This is a genomic window from Granulosicoccus antarcticus IMCC3135, assembly GCF_002215215.1.
Taxonomy (GTDB): domain Bacteria; phylum Pseudomonadota; class Gammaproteobacteria; order Granulosicoccales; family Granulosicoccaceae; genus Granulosicoccus; species Granulosicoccus antarcticus.
This window is the reverse complement of sequence record NZ_CP018632.1, coordinates 5,743,248-5,764,476: the sequence shown is the minus strand read 5'-3', so window position 1 is coordinate 5,764,476 and position 21,229 is coordinate 5,743,248. Positions and strand designations below refer to the sequence as shown.

Annotated in this window: 19 protein-coding genes; 16 read left to right on the top strand and 3 right to left on the bottom strand. The window is 54.1% G+C overall.

From position 1 onward, the window contains the following. Positions 1–73: 73 nt before the first annotated feature. The 4 genes from lexA (at position 74) to IMCC3135_RS25025 (ending at position 2,064) form a co-directional block, all read left to right on the top strand. Positions 74–811: a transcriptional repressor LexA gene (lexA, locus tag IMCC3135_RS25040; protein ID WP_088920079.1), complete on the top strand. Its 738-nt coding sequence runs from the start codon at positions 74–76 to the stop codon at positions 809–811. 20 nt (positions 812–831) lie between these two features. Next, a complete protein-coding gene (locus IMCC3135_RS25035) occupies positions 832–1,248 on the top strand; it encodes a DUF427 domain-containing protein (RefSeq protein ID WP_088920078.1) in 417 nt (138 codons plus the stop codon). Beyond that, positions 1,232–1,450 carry a penicillin-binding protein gene (locus IMCC3135_RS25030; RefSeq protein WP_088920077.1) on the top strand — a complete coding sequence of 73 codons (219 nt, stop codon included), beginning with the start codon at positions 1,232–1,234 and terminating at the stop codon, positions 1,448–1,450. The genes IMCC3135_RS25035 and IMCC3135_RS25030 overlap by 17 nt, the downstream gene beginning before the upstream one ends. A gap of 203 nt (positions 1,451–1,653) precedes the next feature. Beyond that, positions 1,654–2,064, top strand: a complete 411-nt coding sequence (locus tag IMCC3135_RS25025) for a hypothetical protein (RefSeq protein WP_088920076.1) — start codon at positions 1,654–1,656, stop codon at positions 2,062–2,064. Here IMCC3135_RS25025 and IMCC3135_RS25020 read toward each other — a convergent pair. Then, a complete protein-coding gene (locus IMCC3135_RS25020) occupies positions 2,054–3,235 on the bottom strand; it encodes a hypothetical protein (protein WP_157736260.1) in 1,182 nt (393 codons plus the stop codon). The two genes, IMCC3135_RS25025 and IMCC3135_RS25020, sit on opposite strands and share 11 nt — an antisense overlap. 301 nt (positions 3,236–3,536) lie before the next feature. Here IMCC3135_RS25020 and nth point away from each other — a divergent pair, with 301 nt between their 5' ends. From nth to IMCC3135_RS25000, 4 genes are all read left to right on the top strand, one after another. Then, entirely contained in the window at positions 3,537–4,190 is a 654-nt protein-coding gene (gene nth / locus IMCC3135_RS25015) for an endonuclease III (protein WP_088920074.1), read from the top strand. Then, the gene (locus IMCC3135_RS25010) at positions 4,187–5,596 is read left to right on the top strand and encodes a sigma-54-dependent transcriptional regulator (RefSeq protein WP_205737705.1); all 1,410 of its coding nucleotides are present in this window, start codon (positions 4,187–4,189) and stop codon (positions 5,594–5,596) included. The genes nth and IMCC3135_RS25010 overlap by 4 nt, the downstream gene beginning before the upstream one ends. Continuing rightward, positions 5,577–7,712, top strand: a complete 2,136-nt coding sequence (locus tag IMCC3135_RS25005; protein ID WP_088920073.1) for a sensor histidine kinase — start codon at positions 5,577–5,579, stop codon at positions 7,710–7,712. Before IMCC3135_RS25010 ends, IMCC3135_RS25005 begins: the two co-directional genes overlap by 20 nt. A 220-nt stretch (positions 7,713–7,932) precedes the next feature. Continuing rightward, positions 7,933–10,116 carry an HD domain-containing protein gene (locus IMCC3135_RS25000; protein ID WP_157736259.1) on the top strand — a complete coding sequence of 728 codons (2,184 nt, stop codon included), beginning with the start codon at positions 7,933–7,935 and terminating at the stop codon, positions 10,114–10,116. Between the two features lie 47 nt (positions 10,117–10,163). Here the strand turns inward: IMCC3135_RS25000 and IMCC3135_RS24995 are convergent, their stop codons facing one another. Then, a complete protein-coding gene (locus tag IMCC3135_RS24995) occupies positions 10,164–11,132 on the bottom strand; it encodes a helix-turn-helix transcriptional regulator (RefSeq protein ID WP_088920071.1) in 969 nt (322 codons plus the stop codon). 12 nt (positions 11,133–11,144) lie between these two features. Beyond that, the gene (locus IMCC3135_RS24990; protein ID WP_088920070.1) at positions 11,145–12,026 is read right to left on the bottom strand and encodes a formate dehydrogenase accessory sulfurtransferase FdhD; all 882 of its coding nucleotides are present in this window, start codon (positions 12,024–12,026) and stop codon (positions 11,145–11,147) included. A gap of 222 nt (positions 12,027–12,248) precedes the next feature. On the opposite strand from IMCC3135_RS24990, the gene IMCC3135_RS24985 reads away from it, so the two are divergent. The 8 genes from IMCC3135_RS24985 (at position 12,249) to IMCC3135_RS24950 (ending at position 21,128) form a co-directional block, all read left to right on the top strand. Beyond that, positions 12,249–12,788 carry a DUF3305 domain-containing protein gene (locus IMCC3135_RS24985; RefSeq protein WP_088920069.1) on the top strand — a complete coding sequence of 180 codons (540 nt, stop codon included), beginning with the start codon at positions 12,249–12,251 and terminating at the stop codon, positions 12,786–12,788. Between the two features lie 31 nt (positions 12,789–12,819). After that, positions 12,820–13,608, top strand: coding sequence for a DUF3306 domain-containing protein (locus IMCC3135_RS24980; RefSeq protein ID WP_088920068.1), 789 nt, complete (start codon positions 12,820–12,822; stop codon positions 13,606–13,608). After that, positions 13,605–15,260 carry a 4Fe-4S binding protein gene (locus IMCC3135_RS24975; protein WP_088920067.1) on the top strand — a complete coding sequence of 552 codons (1,656 nt, stop codon included), beginning with the start codon at positions 13,605–13,607 and terminating at the stop codon, positions 15,258–15,260. The genes IMCC3135_RS24980 and IMCC3135_RS24975 overlap by 4 nt, the downstream gene beginning before the upstream one ends. Before the next feature lie 229 nt (positions 15,261–15,489). Next, positions 15,490–16,122 (top strand): TorD/DmsD family molecular chaperone, encoded by a 633-nt coding sequence (locus IMCC3135_RS24970; protein WP_157736258.1) that lies wholly within the window; start codon positions 15,490–15,492, stop codon positions 16,120–16,122. Positions 16,123–16,181: 59 nt separating this feature from the next. Then, positions 16,182–16,412 carry a twin-arginine translocation signal domain-containing protein gene (locus tag IMCC3135_RS24965; protein ID WP_088920065.1) on the top strand — a complete coding sequence of 77 codons (231 nt, stop codon included), beginning with the start codon at positions 16,182–16,184 and terminating at the stop codon, positions 16,410–16,412. A 33-nt stretch (positions 16,413–16,445) separates the two neighbouring features. Beyond that, positions 16,446–19,361, top strand: coding sequence for a formate dehydrogenase subunit alpha (locus IMCC3135_RS24960; RefSeq protein ID WP_088920064.1), 2,916 nt, complete (start codon positions 16,446–16,448; stop codon positions 19,359–19,361). A gap of 13 nt (positions 19,362–19,374) precedes the next feature. Continuing rightward, a complete protein-coding gene (fdh3B, locus tag IMCC3135_RS24955; RefSeq protein WP_088920063.1) occupies positions 19,375–19,965 on the top strand; it encodes a formate dehydrogenase FDH3 subunit beta in 591 nt (196 codons plus the stop codon). 5 nt (positions 19,966–19,970) lie between these two features. Then, positions 19,971–21,128, top strand: coding sequence for a formate dehydrogenase subunit gamma (locus IMCC3135_RS24950; protein WP_236994652.1), 1,158 nt, complete (start codon positions 19,971–19,973; stop codon positions 21,126–21,128). The last annotated feature ends 101 nt before the right edge of the window (positions 21,129–21,229 follow it).

The window sequence follows — 21,229 nt, the reverse complement described above, 5'->3', positions numbered from 1 at the left end:
CGGAACAGGCAGTCAACCGTTGAAATTTCTCTGAACGTTCTCTATCCTTGCCGAGTACTTTTGGAGAACGTTTATGGAACCCACAAACCCGCTCACTCATCTTGAAGCACGGGTGCTGGCTGCAATAGAGCGCTATATCAGGGCTGAGGGTGTTGCACCGACCATTGCCGAGCTGGCAGGTAACCTGCGATTGAAGTCGAAGGGAACTGTGCATCGGTATGTTCAGTCGCTGATTGCCAAAGGTCGTCTGGAACGGCATGGTAACGGTTGGAGGGGGCTGCGTATCGTCGGGTTGGCCATGCCGGATCGACCTTCCAACGTTCAGCATCTGCCGATCAACCCGAGTGTAGGATCACTCACACATATGGTGCCAGAATCCAATGTGGAAGGGCCAATGGATCTACCTGAGAAAAGAGATGATTTCACTAGTGGTGACTTTGTCATTCCTCTGCTGGGTCGCATTGCTGCAGGTCAGCCGATTGAGGCCATCGAGGATGCGAATTACCTGGATCTGGCGGCTTTTTTCATCGGCCCCGACCGTTATGCGTTACGTGTCACAGGAGAGTCGATGATGGATGTCGGTATCCTTGACGGTGACACAGTCATTCTGCGAAAACAGGACACAGCGCAGACCGGAGATATCGTGGTTGCGTTGATTGATGCACAAGAAGCAACTCTGAAGCGACTGGGTGAAACCCGTAACGGTATAGTGGAGCTCATTCCGGAGAACAGTTCCATGGCAACCATGCGGTATGATGCGAGCCGCGTCAGTTTCCAGGGTGTATTGGTCGGACAACTACGCAGTTACTAACTAGCAACAAGACAGGGTTCATGACGATCAGAATGCGAGAGAGCTACCGGGTAATCGTGGCGGACAGATATCTGAGCACACGTTTCATTGACGATGTGGTCGAGGTTCTGTGGGGCAACCATGTGGTCATTGAAACCGACTATGCCCTTCGATTACTCGAAGGCGACCGTACTCCGGTGACCTATGTGCCGATTAATGAAATTACCGGCGCGACATTGCAGGTGTCTGATACCGCGTACAACTGCCGTTGGAAAGGAGCTGCACGGTATTACGATGTGCACCTGAGTAATGGCGAAGTTGTTCTCGATGGTGCATGGGCCTATCCTGAAGCTCCTGACGAACTCGCTTTACTGCGTAAACAGATTGCCTTTGATACAGAGCAGTTCAGTGAAATATTCACCTCAAAGCGTGGAGGAGTGAATGAGCAAATTGGATGAGCAAGCACTGCTCGCTCTGAAAACGGCATTTTGTTACATGCCGAAAGCGAATGACGTCAATGAATTCGATTACCCGGGACGGGTGCAGCAAATATTGGCTGACATTGAAGCCGTACGTGAAGTACTGTTGATGAACGAGGTTGATCCAGATGAGGTCGCTGATGAAATTCATCCTGATCTTGCCAATAACTCGTCGTATTGAATTGAGGAGACTGACTTCTGGCTAGTTATCCGTCGAAGCAGTTACATTTGAGTAGTGATAGAGAATGCTGATTGATAGAGTGTGAACAAGCAGGGAAATCGGACTGTACGCGCGCAATAGTTGCCTGAAGCTGGCTATGCTGGCGCCAGACAGTTCAGCTCGCGCGGCAAGTCTGGCCGTTTACTAGGGAACGTGGTTAATTGATGAATACAGAAACCTTCGAGACGCTCGGTACCATTGCCCTGTCTGAGAACAGCGCCAAAACCGTGGTCAGCATGATGATGAATATCATTGAAACGGCGTGCGAACATGAGCCTGATCTGGGCATGATGCGTCTGGTCAACTTCATGGATTTGTACCGAACCTACCTTGAACATGTGATCGGTTCTCCTGTACTTGACCAAAATCTGGTCAAGCTGGGTGGCAAGCCTGTCCTTCAGAGAGGCGAACCCGGACTAACTGATTGTGCAACGTTTGAACAGTTTGTCAGTGATTCCCGATTGCTGCATATGGCAGCCGTAATTGCCAGTCGCGAGTGCGGTATCGACGTGGCTACACCGCCGCCTCTGAAACATAGTGCCAACACTGCGATCAGATGCCCCATTAGTTCTTGAGCTTGCTTTCGTAATCCAGGCTCAAGGGCCCGTCTGCACTGATCAGATGTCGTGAGAAATCAGTGAGAATTTTCAGATCTGCACTGCTCAGACCTTTGGGCGCATCAGCACTCAGGTGAACGGTTTCGGTATGGGTGATCCGTCCGGTCTGTGCATCAACCAGCTGGATGCTTATCTGAGTTTCCTCTGTCAGTGGCAGCACATTCAAAGACATGATGTAATCCTCGGGCCAGAACTGTTGCGTCTGAGTCGAGCGCAGCATTCGATACACACGCACGTTGTCCGACTCCGAGAACACGCTACTCATCATGGCATTCAATTGACTTGCCAGTGATTCGGCCGGTGCCATGGCGCTGACAAACAGGGACAAGACGTCTGATCGAGGCCGCATGTTGTCCGTTGCAGTATTGGCAGGCTCCTGCAGCAGGTGGCTTGCCAGCATGGCTGGTTCCGTGCTTTTTTCCAGCTCGTCGCCCATATACATGCCGATCAGAACGGCACAAACGAGTGCCGCTGCGGTACTCAGTTTCCGGTATTTGCCAAAAAATGAGAGCAGTGTGAAAAAGCTGCTGCCGGTCGAGCCTGCATAGCGTTGATGTTCCGTGCTGAGACCTGCCTGTTGAAAACCGTGGTTTGCATGCCTGCCAGTCCCCCGGTCTTCATTGCCAGTATTGGCGGCCCATTGATTGTTGGCAGCGTGAGCCGGGCCCACTGATAACGTTGTGGTTCCGGAGGGTGAGCCTTCGACAGTTGAGCTTGTCTCATTACCCGAATCAGATAGTTGCTCGTCGATCGCCGACGGCTTGTTGGAATCCTTGAGGATGAAGTTAGGGACGTAGGAGCCTGGCTTCATCTCTATCATGATGTCGGCGTCTGGGTGCAGTTCGTAGAATGAGCTCAGCGTCGATCTGAGGCGGCCTGCGAGCACTCTGACAACCGGATCATTCTGAGGGTCGAATGTCTCTGGCTTGCCCAGCGCATCCACCGCAACTGTGTAGGCCTTTATTCTGCTTTTGTTACCCGTGGCTGCCTGGACCACGACGTAGCGCAGAAATGCGGACATCTGTGGAGCTGACAGGAATTTCTCTGAAGCCAGTACATTCTCCAAAGCATCCTTTATTCGCTCGTATCCTGGGCCAGATGGTACTGGCGGGATTGGCGGTTTTTGCATAACGAACGGGCTACCTTATGTTTTGCTACACGCTAATGCACTGGGCAAAGAGGAGCGAACAACGGATTGACAGTAAACTGTCGCCGAAGGTGACCGTCTGTCGTTGACAGAGTTGAAGTGATCCTACTTGTTGCTTGTAGTGCAATTCATTCACTAATTTCACAGCAGCGCCTCCTGCACGAATAAGTCATCATAGCCGCTTAATACGTATTGATTTGTCATGAATGCACGCAAGATTTTATAGGTTACCCGGGCAGTCGGACTCTTTGACACCACTGTTACATCGAAATACGGAAGTATCATGAATCAAGAAAAGCGCAGCGAAATGTTCCGGCGTTTCAAGGAGGCAAACCCGAAACCTCAAACTGAGTTGAACTATTCCTCTGCGTTCGAATTGCTGATCGCCGTCATTTTGTCTGCGCAGGCTACCGATGTCAGTGTCAACAAGGCCACGGCATTGCTTTTTCCGGTTGCCAATACTCCGGGAACGCTGCTGCAGCTGGGTGTGGAAGGCCTCACGCCCTATATTCGCACCATCGGGTTGTTCAATACGAAAGCACGCAATGTCATCGCTGCCTGTCAGATGTTGTGTGAGCAGCATGGGGGTGAAGTACCGCGTCAGCGAGAAGCACTCGAGGCTTTGCCTGGGGTTGGTCGCAAGACAGCCAATGTCGTTCTCAACACCGCCTTCGGCGAGCTGGCCATGGCGGTTGATACGCATATTTTTCGTGTATCCAACCGAACCGGTCTGGCGCCGGGCAAAACGGTATTGGAGGTTGAACGCAAGTTGATGCGAATGGTGCCGCGAGACTATTTGCTGGACGCGCATCATTGGTTGCTGTTGCATGGCCGTTATGTGTGTGTAGCCAGAACGCCAAAGTGCGATAGTTGCCTGATTGAAGATTTGTGCGACTTTGCCCGCAAGGCACAGAAGAAAAAGTCTGAGCGTCCATGATCATGCCGCTGCACGATGGGCAAAAAGCTGAGGGTACGGTTGAGCTGGAATTCAATCGTCTGCTGCGTTCGGCGGCGATTCTGGTGGTCGATGATGAGCCTGGCATGCGCAATTTTCTGAAGCGCTCGCTTGAAAATCGCTGCGCCCTGCTTGAAGTAGCTGGCAGCGCGGAGGAGGCCGAGGCCTTGCGTCTGCGCTATCACTTTGATTTGCTGATGGTGGATATTCGTCTACCCGGATTGTCCGGGTTGGAATGGATGGAAAAGTTGCGTGAACGAGGTGTCAGAACACACGTCATCTATATGACTGCCTTTGCCGATCTGGATATGGCTATTGCAGCGTTGAGAAACGGTGCTGATGATTTCATCATGAAGCCCTTTCGCACTGAGCAGATTCTGTTGTCGATGCGTCGCACCTTGATGCGGCGACAGATTCTGCGTGAAAACTCGTTGTTACGTCTGCAGGTGGAGCAGATGCAGCATGATGAAGGCGTGGTCGGGGAGAGTCCCGCCATGCGTAAGGTCTTCGCGCTGGTACAACGGGTCGCCACAACTCGGACGAGCGTACTAATCCGGGGTGAGACCGGTGTTGGTAAAGCCCTGGTTGCCAAGTCACTGCATCAGCTCAGCCGCCGCAGTGGTGCCTTCATTTCTCTGAACTGCGGAACTCTGAATGAAGAGCGCATTGATAGCGAGTTGTTCGGTCATATCAAGGGAGCCTTTGCCGGTGCCGAGCAGACGCGTGATGGACTGATTGCCCATGCTGACAAGGGAACTCTGTTTCTTGATGAAATTGGGCGTTTGCCCGAACCGGTGCAGGCCAAGATGCTGGGTGTGCTGGAACGAGGGGTCATCCGTCCTGTTGGCAGTGCGCGGGAGTTTCCTGTGGATGTACGGATCATTGCGGCGACTTCATGCGACCTGGATGAACTCGGTGCAAGTGGTGCGTTTCGTACCGATCTTTTCTATCGCCTCAATGCGATGCCGCTGGATGTGCCGCCTTTGCGGGAGCGTGGTCGTGATATAGAGCTATTGGTTCAGCACTTCATGGAGCAGCTGGCCTCTGAGCTGCGCCTGGCACCTGTCCAGTTGTTGCATACCGATTGGGAGCAATTATTTGCATACCACTGGCCTGGTAATGTGCGCGAGCTAAGGAACCTGGTCGAGCGTACTTTACTGTTGGGTGAACTGCCATTGGAGAGTTTGAACAAGACGCTTCAGGAGTCTGCTGATGTGGGGCCCGGTTACTCATTGGAGTGGAGTCTGGAGCAGGTTGAGCGAGCCCATATTGAAGCGGTGCTGGCATCGTTCGACAATAACAAGTCGGCAGCAGCTCGTCGGCTGGGTGTCTCGCGCAAGACCCTGGAGCGCAAACAGGCGCTCTGGTATGGCGCAACAGGAAAATAGCGTTTTGATGAGCTGGGTGGCAGCCATATTGCGTTTTTCCAGAACTCCGCGTTTCTATGCGCTGCGATATCGCCTGTTGGCTCTGGTACTGGTACCACTGCTGCTGCTATGTGGCACGGTTATCTTGCTGGCGACCAAGTGGTCCAGCAACTACACCTACGAGCAGCTGTTTGCCAGAGTGCATGCCGACCTGCAGGTGTCCGCTGAAAATTTCGAACGCCTGCAGGAAGATGCAAAGCGTGAACTGTTATCCCTGGCAAACAGTGCCGTGCTGGCCAATACGCTGGCGACAGGTTCTGCTCCGGATGTCATAGCGCTGTTGGAACAGCAGCAAGAACAGGCGGGTTTCGACTTCCTGCGAGCCTGGTCCGAGGATGGACGCCAGCTTCTCACACCGACTGGCTGGTCAGAGGCTTGGTTGCATCAGAGCCCTACGAGTGAGCAGATTCTGTCATCTGCGAGCGCCAGCGAGTTGCCAGCGGGCGTTGTTGGTATAGAGGTGTATCAGCCCGAAGACTGGCAGCTTGTATCCGGCCTGGATGCCTCGCGCATCGTGCTGCCACTGGTGCCGACCGCCAGAGCAGTGCCGACCCGCCGGGTGGAAGAAGAGCGTGCGATGCTTATTCGAACGCTGCAACGTGTGGTGGATATGCAAGGGCGGCGAATTGCAGTGCTCGAAGGCGGAATACTACTTAATCGCAACTTCGATTTCGTCGACAGAATACGAGACCTTGTCTATGGTCCTGGCAGTCTGATGCGGGGTAGTCGGGGTACCGTGACGCTGTTTATCGATGATGTCAGGATAAGTACCAATGTACCTTCCATGGATGATACCCGCGCCCTGGGGACGCGGGTTTCACGCGAGGTTTTCGATGCTGTGCTGACGCGCGGTGAACAATGGGTGGATCGAGCCTTCGTCGTCAACGACTGGTATATATCTGCCTACCGGCCAATCCTGGATGTCAGTGCTCAACGGGTGGGAATGCTCTATGCCGGCTATCTGGAAGCCCCGTTACGATCCGAATTGCTGACTGCGATTGCGGTGCTCTCAGTGCTCGTGATTGCTGGCAGTCTGCTGGCTGGAGTCGCTGCTATCCAGGGGGCCCGTAGTATCTTTACTCCGATTGAAACCATGACGTCGGTTGTGCGGGCAACGGCAGCCGGGGAGCATCGGCGTATTGGACGCATCTCGCAGGGGAGTGAAATTGGCGAGCTGGCCACCCAGTTTGACTCGATGCTGGATGCGCTGGACTCGAACCGTCAGCAGATTGAACAAGATGCCGCCATGCTGGAAGACAAGGTCCAGCACCGTACCGCAGAACTGGAACGGCAGAACAAGAAGTTGCAGAACTCCATTGATCTGTTGCAGCAAACCCGCTTGCAGCTGGCCAATGCCGAAAAGCTTGCGGCTCTGGGTGAACTAACAGCGGGTGTCGCTCATGAAATCAATAATCCGACAGCCGTTATCCTGGGCAACATGGATGTCCTGGTCGCTGATCTGGGAGAGGGGTGCGAGCAGGTACAAACCGAGATTGATCTCATTTTCGAGCAGGTGTTTCGTATTCGTTCGATTACCGACCGTCTGCTGCAGTATTCTCGCGCTGATCAGCCACACACGGCTCTGTCGGATGAATATCAACCGGTGCCTGATCAACCCAAGCGGGTGCCGGTTGGATTGCCCTCGATTGTGGAAGACTCATTAACGGTTCTGGCGCATGAGCTGGATGGCCGTCGCATCATCGTGACGCAAGATCATCGTGCAAGCCTGGCAGCAATGATTGACCGGCAGGAATTGCAACAGGTTCTGGTCAATCTGTTTGGCAATGCCATTCAGGCAATAGGCGAGGGCGGACAGATATCAATACACACTTGCGACGCGGCGGCCGATCTTGTCAGTATCGAAGTCAGAGACTCGGGGTGTGGTATCAGTCCTGCAGATTTGCCACGGGTGTTCGATCCTTTCTTTACTAGCGGAAAAGCCAGCGGAACGGGCTTGGGTCTGTCGGTCAGTTATGGCATTGTAAGACGCTTTGGAGGCGATATTCAGGTTCGTTCGGAACTTGGCGCAGGAAGTGCGTTCGAACTAGTACTGCCAGGGGTTGGCAATGTGACTTAACATTAGTTAACCAGAGGACACATGGTAAAGCTGGTATTACGTGCTCTACTAGTTTCATCCGGCATAATTTAGTGATCTGATCGAGTGTTTTCTGGCTGCTTGATCAGTTGTTTGGATAGCGGGAACATTACCGTCCGGCTGGCAGGTTCAAGTTCAGTTTCAAACTGGCGCTGTATTGCTATTCTTAACCAAGCCAGAACATTTTCGGAAATACAATAACGTGGCGCGTGCTTATCCGCTCACTGATTTAGTCAAACTCGTCAGGGCCTATGGTGTCCTGGCCGGCACGTCCGATATGGAACGTGTGCTGGCCGGTACCTTGTCCAGGGAATGGATCGCCAAGGAAGTTGAGCACCTTGTCCCCCTTTCCTCCCTGCCGGTGCGATTGTTCGAGACTCAACGCGGTCGCGACTTGCTTGCGGCAGAGTTGTTTGCGAAGCAGGATATCGATCCCGAAACCATCAAGCCTGAAACTCTGGATATTCGTATAGCGGGTTCGCGCCGCATGATCAATTCCAATCGACTTCCCAAGCTGGAGCCGATCATTCACCAGGCAGTGCTAGCGGCCAATATGCTGCTTGGCGTGCGGTTGTACGGCAGCCACGGGAACGGCACGCGCACCATGACGCACGATCTGATCGTGGCTACCATGCTGCAGGATTCCTACGGCAAGTCGCACCGCTACAGTGCATTTTCTTCGCACGATCACGAGATCGTGGACGACACCTATGTTTTTACCTGGTTTGGCGATACCGTTGGCAAGCTGGTGATCACTCTGGCTGAGTATCTGGCTTTGTTTAACGAATCGGTCGATGCGGGCCTGGAAATTCCAGAACCGCCGAGTCCGGAAATCGCGACGGCGGTTGCTGCCATCCAGGCAAGTCGCCTGCGGTTGGTTGCACGTGCAGCGGGCGACAGGGTCATCAGTTTCATGGACCGGGATCAGAGCCGGGAACTGGAGGCTGCGGGCATCGATTGCAGCGCCGACTTCCCTGAACGTCCGGCGATGGAAAAACACTACAAGCTGACCATCAAGGCATTCAAGTTGCCGGGTGTGGATCATTACGCACTGCGTGAGCCCTTGCGCAATACGCTGCTGATGGCCGTACGTGATGCGCTACGTGATCCTGCCAAACGCGAGCGCTTGTCCGGACGACGCGGCAAGGCGGTACACGAAGTCCATATCAACTTGCCGGTGATGGAATATTTTGCGGTGTCAGAAGCTCCCAACTCCATCGAGGCGGTCCATGTTGCCAGTCTGGAGATGATGCGCTCTCTGGAAAAAGGTCGTCGCAAGTCTCTGAGCAGTATGGCGGCTCATGCCTTTCGAATTTCTGCGATTGCAGAGCGGGTGCTGGGTCGCGCACTGGAGCCGCTGATCGTGACTTTAGCCATGTTGCACGATGTGGTGGAAGATGGCTCCATGCGGGTCACGGGTTATGGTCATTCCTTGCGCAAGATTCAATTCCGCTTTGGTGGCCCGATTGCTGCCATGGTATCCGAGCTGACCGATTCGAGCGTGCTGTCAGCCGGTGCCAACAAGGCAAACCTGACCTTGAAGCAACCGCATCTGTTGTTGCCTCAGGCTCAATACAATGTCGGACGTTTTACGGATATGACCGTCAAGGCGACCGAAGCAGAAGTCCCTTATACGCTAGCCGGGATTGTCATCAAATTACTCGATACCGTTATATCGATCGAGGAAGGCATCCGTGATCCTGAACTCATGTCCGGACACTGGAGGCACAGTGGTGCTCGGATCTACTGGGCTGAGCGCGATCGTGGCTCCATCGTAAGGCCGTTGGTTGAACGCTTGCTGATTGAGATCAAAACCAGTGCGGACCCTGAATACGCAAGCAGGCCTCATCATGTCAATGCCGTTCGGCTACAGGCAGGTTGCGCCATTCTGGAGACCGTCTTGATGTATCAGGATATGTACGCTACCCAGAATCTGGCCATCCTTGCTCATGAGTTCGGGCTGGACTCAACCGAACGGGAAACACTGATCAGTCTCTTTTTCGATAGAAATGTCAACGAAGAGCAATTCGATGAACGTGTCTTTGTCGGCTTGCTGGATGACGAAAAACTGCATCAGAACATCGAAGCAGGCGAGTTGCCGTGCATTGGCTACACGACACTGTATGCCAAAGATGCGACGCTGGATTCTCCACGCAAGGTGGATACGTTTATTGCCTACAGGAGCAGTGCCTTGCGAAGACAGGAGATGCGTCGCGAGCTGGGCATTGATTCTACGGAGAAACTGACGGCACTGACGCTGCGACAGGAGCAGGTGCTGCGCATGTATGACCGAACCCTGCAATCCACTGCAAAATCGGGTAGATCGGGTGCACTTGCTGAATTGCATGACCACGCCGTCAACGCCCAATTAGCGGTCAATCAATGAATGAGTGGGTGAAGAACCAGCCGAACTGAGTCCAGCGGAACTGAGTCTTAGTCGATGGTTATCAGCTGTGCTGAGGGCAGAATGGTATAGCCACCCAGTTTGCTGGCGATGGTATGTGCTTCGGTGTCCTGCATGCGTGTGATGAAGTCCTGCATCAGTGTCCGAAAATATGTCTTTCGGCTCATGACCAGATCCAGCGATATGTCGGCGATTGGCTGGAAAGACAGACCGAAGTCGAGGGCTGTGCTCTTGACGCCGCAGCAGATATCCGCATCGCCCCGGTTGAGGGCTGCTGCTGCGCTGCGCTCGCTATCACAAGGGGTGCAAAGGCGGAGGGTAGTGATGCATTTTCCTTCCATGGCGCACCAGTCCTCCAGCAGGCGTTTGCTGCCTGAATCGTCCTGCCGTACTGCCCATCGCAATTGCGGATCAAGTATCAGCTTTGATAGCGTATCGCTTGCAGACATGTCCAGTCTTTGTTCCAGCGATGGGGTGATAATCAAGCCCTGAACACGTTGCAGGCAGCGCACGATGACCCAGCTTTGATGGTTGCGATAGCGACGTAACAGGCCCATGTGGCGACGGGCGCTGGCTTCACTGGCCCCCCAGTTGATGAAGCAGGCATCGGCACGTCCGGTATCCAGCATGCGCAAGCCGTGTCTGGTGCCCGTCGGGCTGTAGCTCACAAGCGCACTTTGCTGCCAGTCAAGTGCTGCTCTATTGCACAGGCCGTACACCAGCTGATCATCGCTGCCATTAATCAGCAGGCGATCATGCATGACGCCACCGTGACTATTTTCGAGTAACCAGTCTTCTATCAAACGGCGAGGGAAAATCCACTTGCCTGTGACTTTGGTACCGGGAATTTCACCGACCCCCGCTAACTGGTAGATCTTTTTCTCGTTGACATGAAGCAGTTCGGCCAGCTGCGGCACAGTCAGGAATGCCGAGGCGTTCGGATCCGGGCGCGGTTCGTCCGAACCGTTTGTCAGCACTTTGTCTGCAGGAAAGCTCATCAGCGGGAGGTGTCAGTCCAGATCGCGCATGCCTTTGGTGGGAGGTGCAACACGACGTTCAGCCGGAATGGCATCGAACTCCATGTGCTCCTGGCCGTTATAAATCATGAAATGCCTGCCTTTGGCCCTGGCAATGATGGTCATGCCGATTTCCTGTGCCAACTCCAGGCCCATATTGGTGACGCCCGAACGAGAAAGCAGGGTCGGAATCCCCATGAAGGCGGTTTTCATGACGATTTCCGAGGTCAGTCGACCGGTGGTGTAGAAGATCTTGTCAGCACCGTCCAGATTTTCCAGCCACATTCGTCCGGCAATGGCATCGGCGGCATTGTGGCGACCTACATCCTCGATATGCATGATTGAGTTGGTCGCTGTGCACAGGCCGCAACCATGTACGGCTCCGGACACGCGGTAGACATCATTAAGCTGGCTGACGTTCTTGATCAGCGTATAGATTTCTGATTGTTTCAAAGCGGGTGTTTTCAACTTTACCTCGTACAATTTGTCGACGGTACAGCTGAAAATAGTGCCTTGCCCGCAACCACTGGTCACGATGCGTCGCTTCATCTTCTCTTGCCAGTCTGCGATACCTGTGCCTGCGTGGGTGGTGACCTCGACCAGCTCCCGGTCCCAATCCACGATCACGGATTTGATCAGTGATACATCTTCGATCAGTTTTTGATTACGGATATAACCGAGGGTCAGAGCCTCTGGCTGAGTACCGAGTGTCATCAGAGTGACCACCTCCATGCCATCGACCTGAATAGTCAAAGGCAGCTCGCCGGGTATAAAGGCTTCGACCGATTCACCAAACTCATTGATGGCAATGACGCCATGAGCAGGCATCAGGGATTCATTACTCAGACTGGGCAACTGTTGGGACGGGGCATGCATTTTCGTTCGCGCTCGTTAGTAACTAGCCTGACTTTAAGAGTCTCAACTGCTCCAGTCACGGGGCAAACTGGAACAAACTGAAATTTTGAGTGGGGCGATGCGACATATTGTCGCATTTTGACAAGGATGCATTGAATTTCTATGATTGGGCGCCGTATTTGCTGCTGTGTGGCAGGGATACGATGACCAATACTGGCGATAGTCGTGCAATAGTAACCGCATATGCAAAACCACATTCCTACCAGATTCAGCGTGCCGGTCACGCTGCTGCTTGAGCGGCGCATGATCAGTCGTTCGTTCTGGTCGATGCCGTCCTGGTACTTGCATGCGGTCGCAGTTGGCGAGCATGTGGCGGCAGCGGATTCGGCAGCAGGCTCAGCAGCACAAGCTGGACAGACAGACAAAGGCGAGCTTTTTGCCTGGTCCGGTTTTCAGGTCACGCTCTACAGAGATGCATGCGAGCGTTACTGGCATGCACTGATCGGTGACAAGCCACTGGTCTATGTTGTCTGTCGTGAGATCGAAGATGTGGCTGATGATGCCATCGCCTTGCGCCCGGTGTTGGTCACCATCGATTATGACGAAGCGGCGGCTTTTCTGGAAAACGATGAGCTGGTGCTCAGTGGTCCCATTCCGGCAGAGCTGTACCGGCATATGGAAGCTTTTGTTTTGCAGCATTACAAGCCGAAGGAATTCAAGAAGCGCAAACGGCACAAGTGGTCGAACGATTCTTCCCAGGGCCCGGCATCTGGCCAGCAATGAGGTTTACATCTGATTTTTTCGGGCAACATATATGAGTGATCAGAAAGACTCCGGCAGTTTTCTGGGTCGATGGTCAGCGCGCAAACAACAGTCTACTCGATCAGAAACTGATGAGCCGGCAGCAGTGCTGGGACCGGATATCGAATTTGCGAATGCAGCAGAACCAGCTGTTTCCATTGCCGACACCTCCGATCGCGATGCTATTCAGCCGCCGCAGGAAATCGAGTCCATCGAGTCTGCAGAAATACGACTCACGGACGCCGATATGCCAGCGGTCGAAACACTGACCTCAGGTAGCGATCTGAGTGGGTTTTTCAGCAAAGGGGTCAGTTCCGCACTTCGCAAAGCAGCTTTGCGGCACGTCTTCCGGCAGCCCAGTTACAACGTGCGTGACGGATTAGACGACTACGACGGCGATTACACTTCTTTTGAGCCACTAGGCGACACGGTGACAGCTGACATGAAATTTCATGCAGCCCGTAAGGAGCGAGCCAGGCTGGAGGCCGAGCGTCTGGCAGAAGAGCAGGTGCCGCTGACAAGTGATATGCGAGTTGATGAGGAAGTCGCACAAGACAACGCCTCAGCTGTCGAGAAGCAACCGACAGCGCAGCATGAGGATGAGCTCGCATCGCAGCAAAGCCTGGCTGAGGATACTCATTCAGAGGAGCAGCCGAATGCCGCGGTGACAGAGGAAGAGGATGCCGTAAATGCGGCGGTTCTGTCACATGAACAAATGCAGGATCATGATTCTGCTACGAACAAGCCACCAAACAAGCTGACGCAATCGACAGCGTCGCAGCCGGATGAGACCCCCCAATGAGTGAAGAACAACGTCCGATTGCAGTCGTGAGTGATCTGTCAGTCTTTGTGCAGCGTCAGCAATTGGGGGAGGCCACCTCGCAGATTCAGTACGTATCCCAAGGGCATTGCCTGATCATTGGTGAGGTTGCTCAGGCCCTGAGTGCTGGTGAACGCTTTTCCGAGCACGGGTTTACCGTGGTGCAGATAGATCCTGAGATCACTCGAACCGACAAGCGTCTGACGGATGATGGTATCGCTGTGTTCAGCGTGCCGGCTCTGTCGTTGAACGGCTACCTGGGAGCCTACCGGGCTGTGGTGCCCATGGCGGCGGGTGAAGAACTGGATCTGGGTGTGTCCGTTTATCGTGAAACGGGTTTGTTTGATGTCGTGCTGGATTTGTCATCGCAAGCTGTCATGCCGGTCAGACTGGCGCCGTTCGGGTATGTGCATGCGACGACGGCCGAAGCGATTGATGAGGCGGTTGATTCGCTCAACGATATGCGGGGCGAATTCGAAAAACCGCGCTACTTCAACTACAACGAGAGTACCTGCGCCCACAGCCGCAGTGAGCTTGACGGTTGCAATCAATGTATCGACATCTGTACGGCTGAGGCCATTACTCCCAGTGGTGAAGGTGTTTCTGTTGATCCGTTTTTATGTCAGGGCTGCGGTAGTTGTGCAACCGTCTGTCCGAGTGGCGCCATGAGCTATGCCTACCCACGGGTATCGGATGCGCTGGAACGCAGTCGCAAGTCACTGCGAGAAAATCAGGCCAACACCATTATTCTGCATACCGAAGAGGTGCAGTCGCTGGTTGATGAAGCCGCCTCCCGAGAAGGGGTGCTGTCCTTGCTTGTCGAGGAGGTCAGCGCCTTTGGTCCTGACTACTGGCTGAGCATGCTGGCAGGGGCGGTCCAGCATATCCTTGTCGTGACGGATTCGCCCGCTGATGATCCGGGCCGACAGGCGTTGGATGCGCAGTTACAGTGGGTCGGGCCCTTGCTGGCTGAATTGGGGATCGATGAAGTGCCGGTCGAATTGCTGGCTTCAACAGCTCTTGATGCCAGGCTTCAGCAGCTTGCCGTCAGTCGAGACCCGGCAAGTCCTCTGGAGAACGTGAAAGCACAGAGCTTTTCTACCCACAATGAGAAGCGGCAAACCCTGCGTCTGGCTCTTGATGCGTTGTCAGAGCAGCTGAGGCCCGCAGAGCCCATCGTCAAATTGCCCAGCGGCGCGCCTTTTGGGCAGATACACGTCGATACCACGGCCTGTACGCTGTGTATGGCCTGTGTTTCCACTTGTCCTGCAAAGGCCTTGCAAGATGGTCAGGACACGCCAGCTCTGCGCTTTGTCGAGGCCAACTGCCTGCAGTGCGGCTTGTGTGAGTCTGCCTGTCCGGAGTCTGCCATCAGTCTGGAGGCGCGTTATATCTGGGACAGCGTAGCTGCACGCAAGGTTGAGACGCTGCATGAAGAAACCCCATTTCACTGCGTACGCTGTCATACACCGTTTGCCACACAGTCCATGATCGATAACATGACGCAGAAGCTTGCAGGTCACTGGATGTTTCAGAATGACAAGGCGGTGCGTCGTTTGCGTCTGTGTGGAGACTGTCGCGTGCGTGACATGTTCGAAGAAGATGCTGCTGGCATTGATGTTCACAACCTTTAAAGGTTGCCACGGTAAAACCCTGATTAGTTGCAGAATGTGCTGCCGATAACTTGTCGGCAAGAGTTATTCGTCGTTTTCTTGACAGAAGGCGAGTGAGACATTTTGAACCGTTGCGCCCTGCGACTGAAAATTTGATGCAATTGCCCTGACTGGGCCGGATCTGGAGTCGTTTTGTTGATACCCCTTGAGATCGTCGCGGCGCTGGCCGAGACTAGATGGAATGAATGTAATGACCAGTGAAAAGCCTGTAATTTCTGTCAAGAATGAGGACCAGTTTCTTCAGGATCAGGCACAGGCTGTGCGTGCCAATGTCTATGAGCTGCTTTCCAGTCTGCTGGCTCGTGAACCTGAAGAGCAGGTTCTCGAACGACTGCGTCAAATCGGCGAAATAGATCCGAGCGAGGGCAAGATTGCCATGGGCTGGGAGCTCATGAAGCAGGCGGCTCTGAAAACTGATCTGGCGGCCGTGCATGAGGAATATTTTGCCTTGTTGCTGGGAGTCGGACGTGGCGAATTGATGCCCTTCGGGTCCTGGTACATGACAGGCTTCCTGATGGAAAAGCCGGTTGCTGTCTTGCGAGGCGATCTGCAGCGTCTGGGTATCGAGCGGCTGAACGGCATCGTGGAGTCCGAAGATCATGTGGCTGCATTGTGCGATGCGATGGCGTTGATCATCCGGCACCCCAGCGAAATATCTCTTGAAACGCAGCAGGCGTTCTTCAACGACCATCTGTCTCCCTGGATGGGACGTTTTTTCAATGATATGCAAAACGCCAGTGCGGCGCATTTTTATCGCTCTGTCGGATTTTTCGGCGAGAGCTTTTTCGAATTCGAGCAGCAGTTGCTGGACATGCAGAGCTGACAGACAACCCCATATCTAAAAAGACTCCACCGAGAGTCTGGCAGGAGAGGACAAAAAGTATGACTGACAAACAATCATCAACACCCAGATTCATCAATTCCAAAAGACGCGGGTTTCTTCAAGGCGCAGCCGTAGCCGGTGGTGCCGTCACCAGTGGCGCTGTTTTGGGTGGTGAGTCTCTGGTCGAGGCAATCGATCAGGTCCAGATTACTGATGACAAATCGACTGGCAAGAAAGGCTATGAGCGGACCGAGCACGTCAGCAGGTATTACGCACGTGCGCGCATCTAGCATCCGGTCAACCGATATCTGAAGGAGAGATCCATGAAACTCAAACGCAAGATCCCCGGCCAGTCAGCCGGGCAGGTGACTGAGCTGTCAACAGCTGGTGGCCGTACGTCCACAGGTCTGTTGGGCAGTAGCATCAATCGACGAACATTCCTCAAGAACTCCGGCCTGACGGCAGGTGGCGCGGCCCTGGCAATCGGTGCCGGCCCCAGCATGCTGAAGAAGGCGCGGGCAGCGGACACCTACGCCAAAGCCGACATCGCGACAACAGAGGTGCATTCAATCTGCACGCATTGCTCTGTCGGTTGTGGTGTTATCGCGGAAATCCAGAATGGCGTGTGGACCGGGCAGGAGCCTGACTACGACTCGCCAATCAATATGGGAGCGCACTGTGCCAAAGGTGCATCCGTACGTGAGCATGGCCATGGCGAGCGCCGTCTGAAATACCCGATGAAGCTGGTTGGTGGAAAGTGGACCCGTGTCTCCTGGGACCAGGCCATCAACGAGATCGGCGATCAGATGCTGAAGATTCGCGAAGAGTCCTCGCCTGATTCGGTGTACTGGCTGGGCTCTGCGAAGTACAGTAACGAACAGGCTTACCTGTATCGCAAGTTCGCGGCTATGTGGGGAACCAATAACATCGATCACCAGGCTCGTATCTGTCATTCCACAACGGTGGCAGGTGTCGCCAATACGTGGGGTTATGGTGCGATGACCAACTCCTACAATGACATGCAGAAGTCCAAGGCCATGTTTTTCATCGGCTCCAATGCGGCTGAAGCGCATCCCGTGGCCATGCAGCATATTCTCAAGGCTAAAGAGAACGGCTCCAAGCTGATCGTAGTTGATCCTCGCTTTACCCGTACCGCCGCACACTCTGATCAATTCATTCAGATGCGACCTGGCACCGACGTGCCTGTGATCTGGGGCATTCTCTGGCATATTTTCGAAAACGGCTGGGAAGACAAGGAATACATCCGCCAGCGTGTTTACGGCATGGAAGAAATTCGCGAAGAGGTAGCCAAGTGGACACCGGCTGAAACAGAGCGGGTTACCGGCATACCTGAAGCCCAGTTGAAGCAGGCTGCGCAGACCATGGCTGAAAATCGTCCCGGCACGATCGTCTGGTGCATGGGCGGAACTCAACATACGATCGGCAATAACAACACGCGCGCCTACTGCGTTCTGCAACTGGCGCTGGGCAACATCGGTGTATCCGGTGGTGGTGCCAATATCTTTCGTGGCCATGACAATGTTCAGGGTGCGACCGATCTGGGCGTTCTGGCAGATACCTTACCCGGCTACTACGGTCTGGCAGAAGGCTCCTGGAAGCATTGGGCGAAGGTCTGGGATCTTGACTACGAGTGGATCAAGGGCCGTTTCGATCAAGGTTCTTATGAAAAGAGCGGTGATGAGGACGTGCAGGCCATGTACACCGCAGGCATGCCTGTCTCGCGCTGGATAGACGGTGTCATGGAAGACAAGGAAAACATTGCGCAGAAAGACAATATCCGCGCCATGGTTCTGTGGGGACATGCCCCCAACTCACAAACCCGTGGGCCGGAAATGAAAGCGGCCATGGAGAAGCTGGAACTGTTGGTTGTTGTCGATCCTTACCCCACGCACACGGCTGTATTGCCGGATCGCCAGGACGGTATGTATCTGTTACCGGCCGCCACCCAGTTCGAAACCTATGGCTCGGTCACCGCGTCCAACCGGTCACTGCAATGGCGCGACAAGATTATTGAACCTTTGTTCGAATCGTTGCCTGATCACACCATTATGTACAAATTTGCCGCAAAATTCGGCTTCGCTGAAGAGCTGACCAAGCATATCGAGGTCAAGGACGACGAGCCGTTGATAGAAGATATCACGCGCGAATTCAACAGAGGCATGTGGACTATCGGCTATACCGGTCAGAGTCCTGAGCGTATGAAGGCGCACAAAGAGCATCGTGGCACTTTTGACGAGGTTACATTACAAGCCAAGGGTGGCCCGCTAGATGGCGAATTCTATGGTATGCCATGGCCGTGCTGGGGAACGGCGGAAATGGGGCATCCAGGTACGCCCAACCTGTACGACACCAGCATTCCGGTCGCTGAAGGCGGCTTGAATTTTCGTGCCAGATTCGGGGTTGAACGTGATGGTGTGAATCTGCTGGCCGAGGACTCCTGGTCAGCGGGTGCCGAGATCGAAGACGGTTATCCGGAATTCACGGCTGACATGCTGAAGACTCTGGGCTGGTGGGATGATCTCACTGCCGATGAAAAAGCGGCTGCTGAAGGCAAGAACTGGAAAACCGATGTGTCCGGGGGCATTCAGCGAGTTGCCATCGAACATGGCTGTGCGCCCTTCGGCAACGCCAAGGCACGTGCTGTCGTCTGGACTTTTCCAGATGCGGTGCCTATTCATCGCGAGCCACTCTATACAGCCCGTCGTGATCTGGTCGACGACTACCCGACCTATGAAGATGTCAAGTCGCATTTCCGTCTGCCGACCCGTTATGGTTCTATCCAGGCCGTTGACTACTCGAAGGACTTTCCACTGATTCATACCAGCGGACGGTTGGTTGAATACGAAGGCGGTGGTGAGGAGACCCGTTCCAATCCATGGCTGGCCGAACTGCAGCAGGATATGTTTGTCGAGATCAATCAGGCTGACGCGAACGATATTGAAATCAAGGATGGTCAGATGGTCTGGCTGGAAGGTCCTGAAGGTGGAAAGATCCACATCATGGCCATGGTCACCGATCGCGTAGCGCGTGGTGTTGTGTTCACACCGTTCCACTTTGGTGGTGTGTATGAAGGCAAGGATCTTCTGGACAAGTATCCGGAAGGCTCTGCTCCCTATGTGCGTGGTGAGTCCAACAACACCGCCATGACCTACGGCTATGACTCCGTGACCCAGATGCAGGAAACCAAGTGTTCCCTGTGCAAGATAACCGCAGCCTGAGGAGGATACGACAATGGCAAGAATGAAATTTTTGTGCGACGCCGAGCGTTGTATCGAATGTAATGGCTGTGTGACGGCTTGCAAGAACGAGCATGAAGTGCCTTGGGGTGTGAACCGTCGTCGGGTGGTGACACTGGATGATGGCAAGCCGGGTGAGAAATCCATCTCGGTGGCCTGCATGCATTGCACGGACGCACCTTGCCAGGCAGTTTGCCCGGTGGATTGCTTCAACACGACTGACGATGGCATTGTGTTGCATGACAAGAGCCTGTGCATTGGCTGTGGCTACTGTTTTTACGCCTGTCCGTTCGGTGCTCCGCAGTATCCACAGCAGTCATCCTTTGGTGCCCGCGGCAAAATGGACAAATGTACCTTCTGTGCCGGTGGCCCGGATGAGGTTGATCTGTCCGATGCCGAGTACGAAAAGTATGGTCGTAACCGCATCGCTGAAGGCAAGCTGCCACTGTGTGCTGAAATGTGTTCAACGCGTGCCCTGATTGCCGGTGACGGTGACGAGGTTGCGGACATCTATCGCGAGCGAGTATTGCGTCGCGGTGGCCGACCACAGACATGGGGCTGGGAAACCGCTTACACCGAGGGCTGAAACTGATGCACACGGACCATCCGAACGAAGTGCCGGCCAGTGAGCCGGTACGACAGAAAATGAGTTCTGCCAAAAAGCGGAAGATCACCACGTACAGCTTGCTGGCCATTCTGGCTCTGGCTTTCATTTTGCCTCTGGGAAGCTATTCCCTGCATTTTCTGGGCAGCGAAGCCATTGCTCAGGAAACGGGTGCCAGCGTCAATCCACGGTCCAACTACTGGCGCGCGGTGAATGATGGTGTCAGTGGCTATTCTGCGGTGAAAGGCCAGGAAAGCAATGTGCTGATTGGGCCCGGTGGAGTTCGCTGGCAGGCACTACGCGACGGACCTGTTGCCAGCTATGCGCCCTGGGGCATTCTGATCATGTTGTTGATTGTAACGACCTTTCATTTGATCAAAGGTCGTAGCAAACTGGAAGAGCCGCGTTCGGGTAAAACGATAAAGCGCTGGAACTGGCTTGATCGGACTGTGCATTGGGTGACGGCTGTATCGTTCATCGCACTGGCCATTACCGGGCTAAGCATGCTGGTTGGCAAAGTGGTGTTGATACCCTTATTGGGCAAGGCTGGCTTTTCTTTGTGGGCTCAGGCGTCCATAACCATTCACAACGTGATCGGTCCGGTTTTTTCCATCGGTATCGTTCTGATGATTGTCATGTGGATCTGGTACAACGTCCCCAATGCTGTTGACATCAAGTGGTTCAAACAAGGGGGAGGCATTGTCGGAGACGGGCATCCATCCGCGGGCCGCATGAACGGCGGTGAGAAGGTCTGGTTCTGGGCGGTGACTTTTCTAGGTTTGGCCGTGTGCGCCTCAGGTTTGTTGATGGTGGCACCTTCCTATGGAATCACCATTCCTGCGGCGCTGGATTTTCTGCCTCTGGTAGGTGGCACTCGTGAACAGATGCAGCAAGCTAATCTGATACACGCTGTCGTGTCACTGATCTGGGCTGCGATTGCGGTGGGACATATCTATATCGGTACCGCCGGTACCGAAGGCGCCTTCGAAGGGATGGCGACCGGCTATGTATCCGCTGAGTGGGCAAAACAGCACCACGACCTGTGGTATGAGCAGGTGCAGGCAGAGGGCAAGATAATCGATGCCAGTGCTGAGCCGGGACAGGGCGTTGATCATGAAGGTGCAACGGTTTCTGCCAGAAGCTAGCAGTTTTCAGTACGGCAAGAATGAAGGGCTCCAGTCTCTGGGGCCCTTCTGCATTTTCTCATCTGACTTTGCCAGTCGTTGATAAGGAGGAACTGCTAAAG

Bases quoted from the DNA above. Each gene is read 5' to 3' on its own strand.
- IMCC3135_RS25025 (WP_088920076.1), top strand. From the start codon at position 1,654: ATGAATACAGAAACCTTCGAGACGCTCGGTACCATTGCCCTGTCTGAG.
- IMCC3135_RS24975 (WP_088920067.1), top strand. From the start codon at position 13,605: ATGAGTGAAGAACAACGTCCGATTGCAGTCGTGAGTGATCTGTCAGTC.
- lexA (WP_088920079.1), top strand. From the start codon at position 74: ATGGAACCCACAAACCCGCTCACTCATCTTGAAGCACGGGTGCTGGCT.
- IMCC3135_RS24950 (WP_236994652.1), top strand. From the start codon at position 19,971: ATGCACACGGACCATCCGAACGAAGTGCCGGCCAGTGAGCCGGTACGA.
- IMCC3135_RS24995 (WP_088920071.1), bottom strand. From the start codon at position 11,132: ATGAGCTTTCCTGCAGACAAAGTGCTGACAAACGGTTCGGACGAACCG.
- IMCC3135_RS25035 (WP_088920078.1), top strand. From the start codon at position 832: ATGACGATCAGAATGCGAGAGAGCTACCGGGTAATCGTGGCGGACAGA.
- IMCC3135_RS24960 (WP_088920064.1), top strand. From the start codon at position 16,446: ATGAAACTCAAACGCAAGATCCCCGGCCAGTCAGCCGGGCAGGTGACT.
- fdh3B (WP_088920063.1), top strand. From the start codon at position 19,375: ATGGCAAGAATGAAATTTTTGTGCGACGCCGAGCGTTGTATCGAATGT.
- IMCC3135_RS24970 (WP_157736258.1), top strand. From the start codon at position 15,490: ATGACCAGTGAAAAGCCTGTAATTTCTGTCAAGAATGAGGACCAGTTT.
- IMCC3135_RS25010 (WP_205737705.1), top strand. From the start codon at position 4,187: ATGATCATGCCGCTGCACGATGGGCAAAAAGCTGAGGGTACGGTTGAG.
- IMCC3135_RS25030 (WP_088920077.1), top strand. From the start codon at position 1,232: ATGAGCAAATTGGATGAGCAAGCACTGCTCGCTCTGAAAACGGCATTT.
- nth (WP_088920074.1), top strand. From the start codon at position 3,537: ATGAATCAAGAAAAGCGCAGCGAAATGTTCCGGCGTTTCAAGGAGGCA.
- IMCC3135_RS24980 (WP_088920068.1), top strand. From the start codon at position 12,820: ATGAGTGATCAGAAAGACTCCGGCAGTTTTCTGGGTCGATGGTCAGCG.
- IMCC3135_RS24985 (WP_088920069.1), top strand. From the start codon at position 12,249: ATGCAAAACCACATTCCTACCAGATTCAGCGTGCCGGTCACGCTGCTG.
- IMCC3135_RS25005 (WP_088920073.1), top strand. From the start codon at position 5,577: ATGGCGCAACAGGAAAATAGCGTTTTGATGAGCTGGGTGGCAGCCATA.
- IMCC3135_RS24990 (WP_088920070.1), bottom strand. From the start codon at position 12,026: ATGCATGCCCCGTCCCAACAGTTGCCCAGTCTGAGTAATGAATCCCTG.
- IMCC3135_RS24965 (WP_088920065.1), top strand. From the start codon at position 16,182: ATGACTGACAAACAATCATCAACACCCAGATTCATCAATTCCAAAAGA.
- IMCC3135_RS25020 (WP_157736260.1), bottom strand. From the start codon at position 3,235: ATGCAAAAACCGCCAATCCCGCCAGTACCATCTGGCCCAGGATACGAG.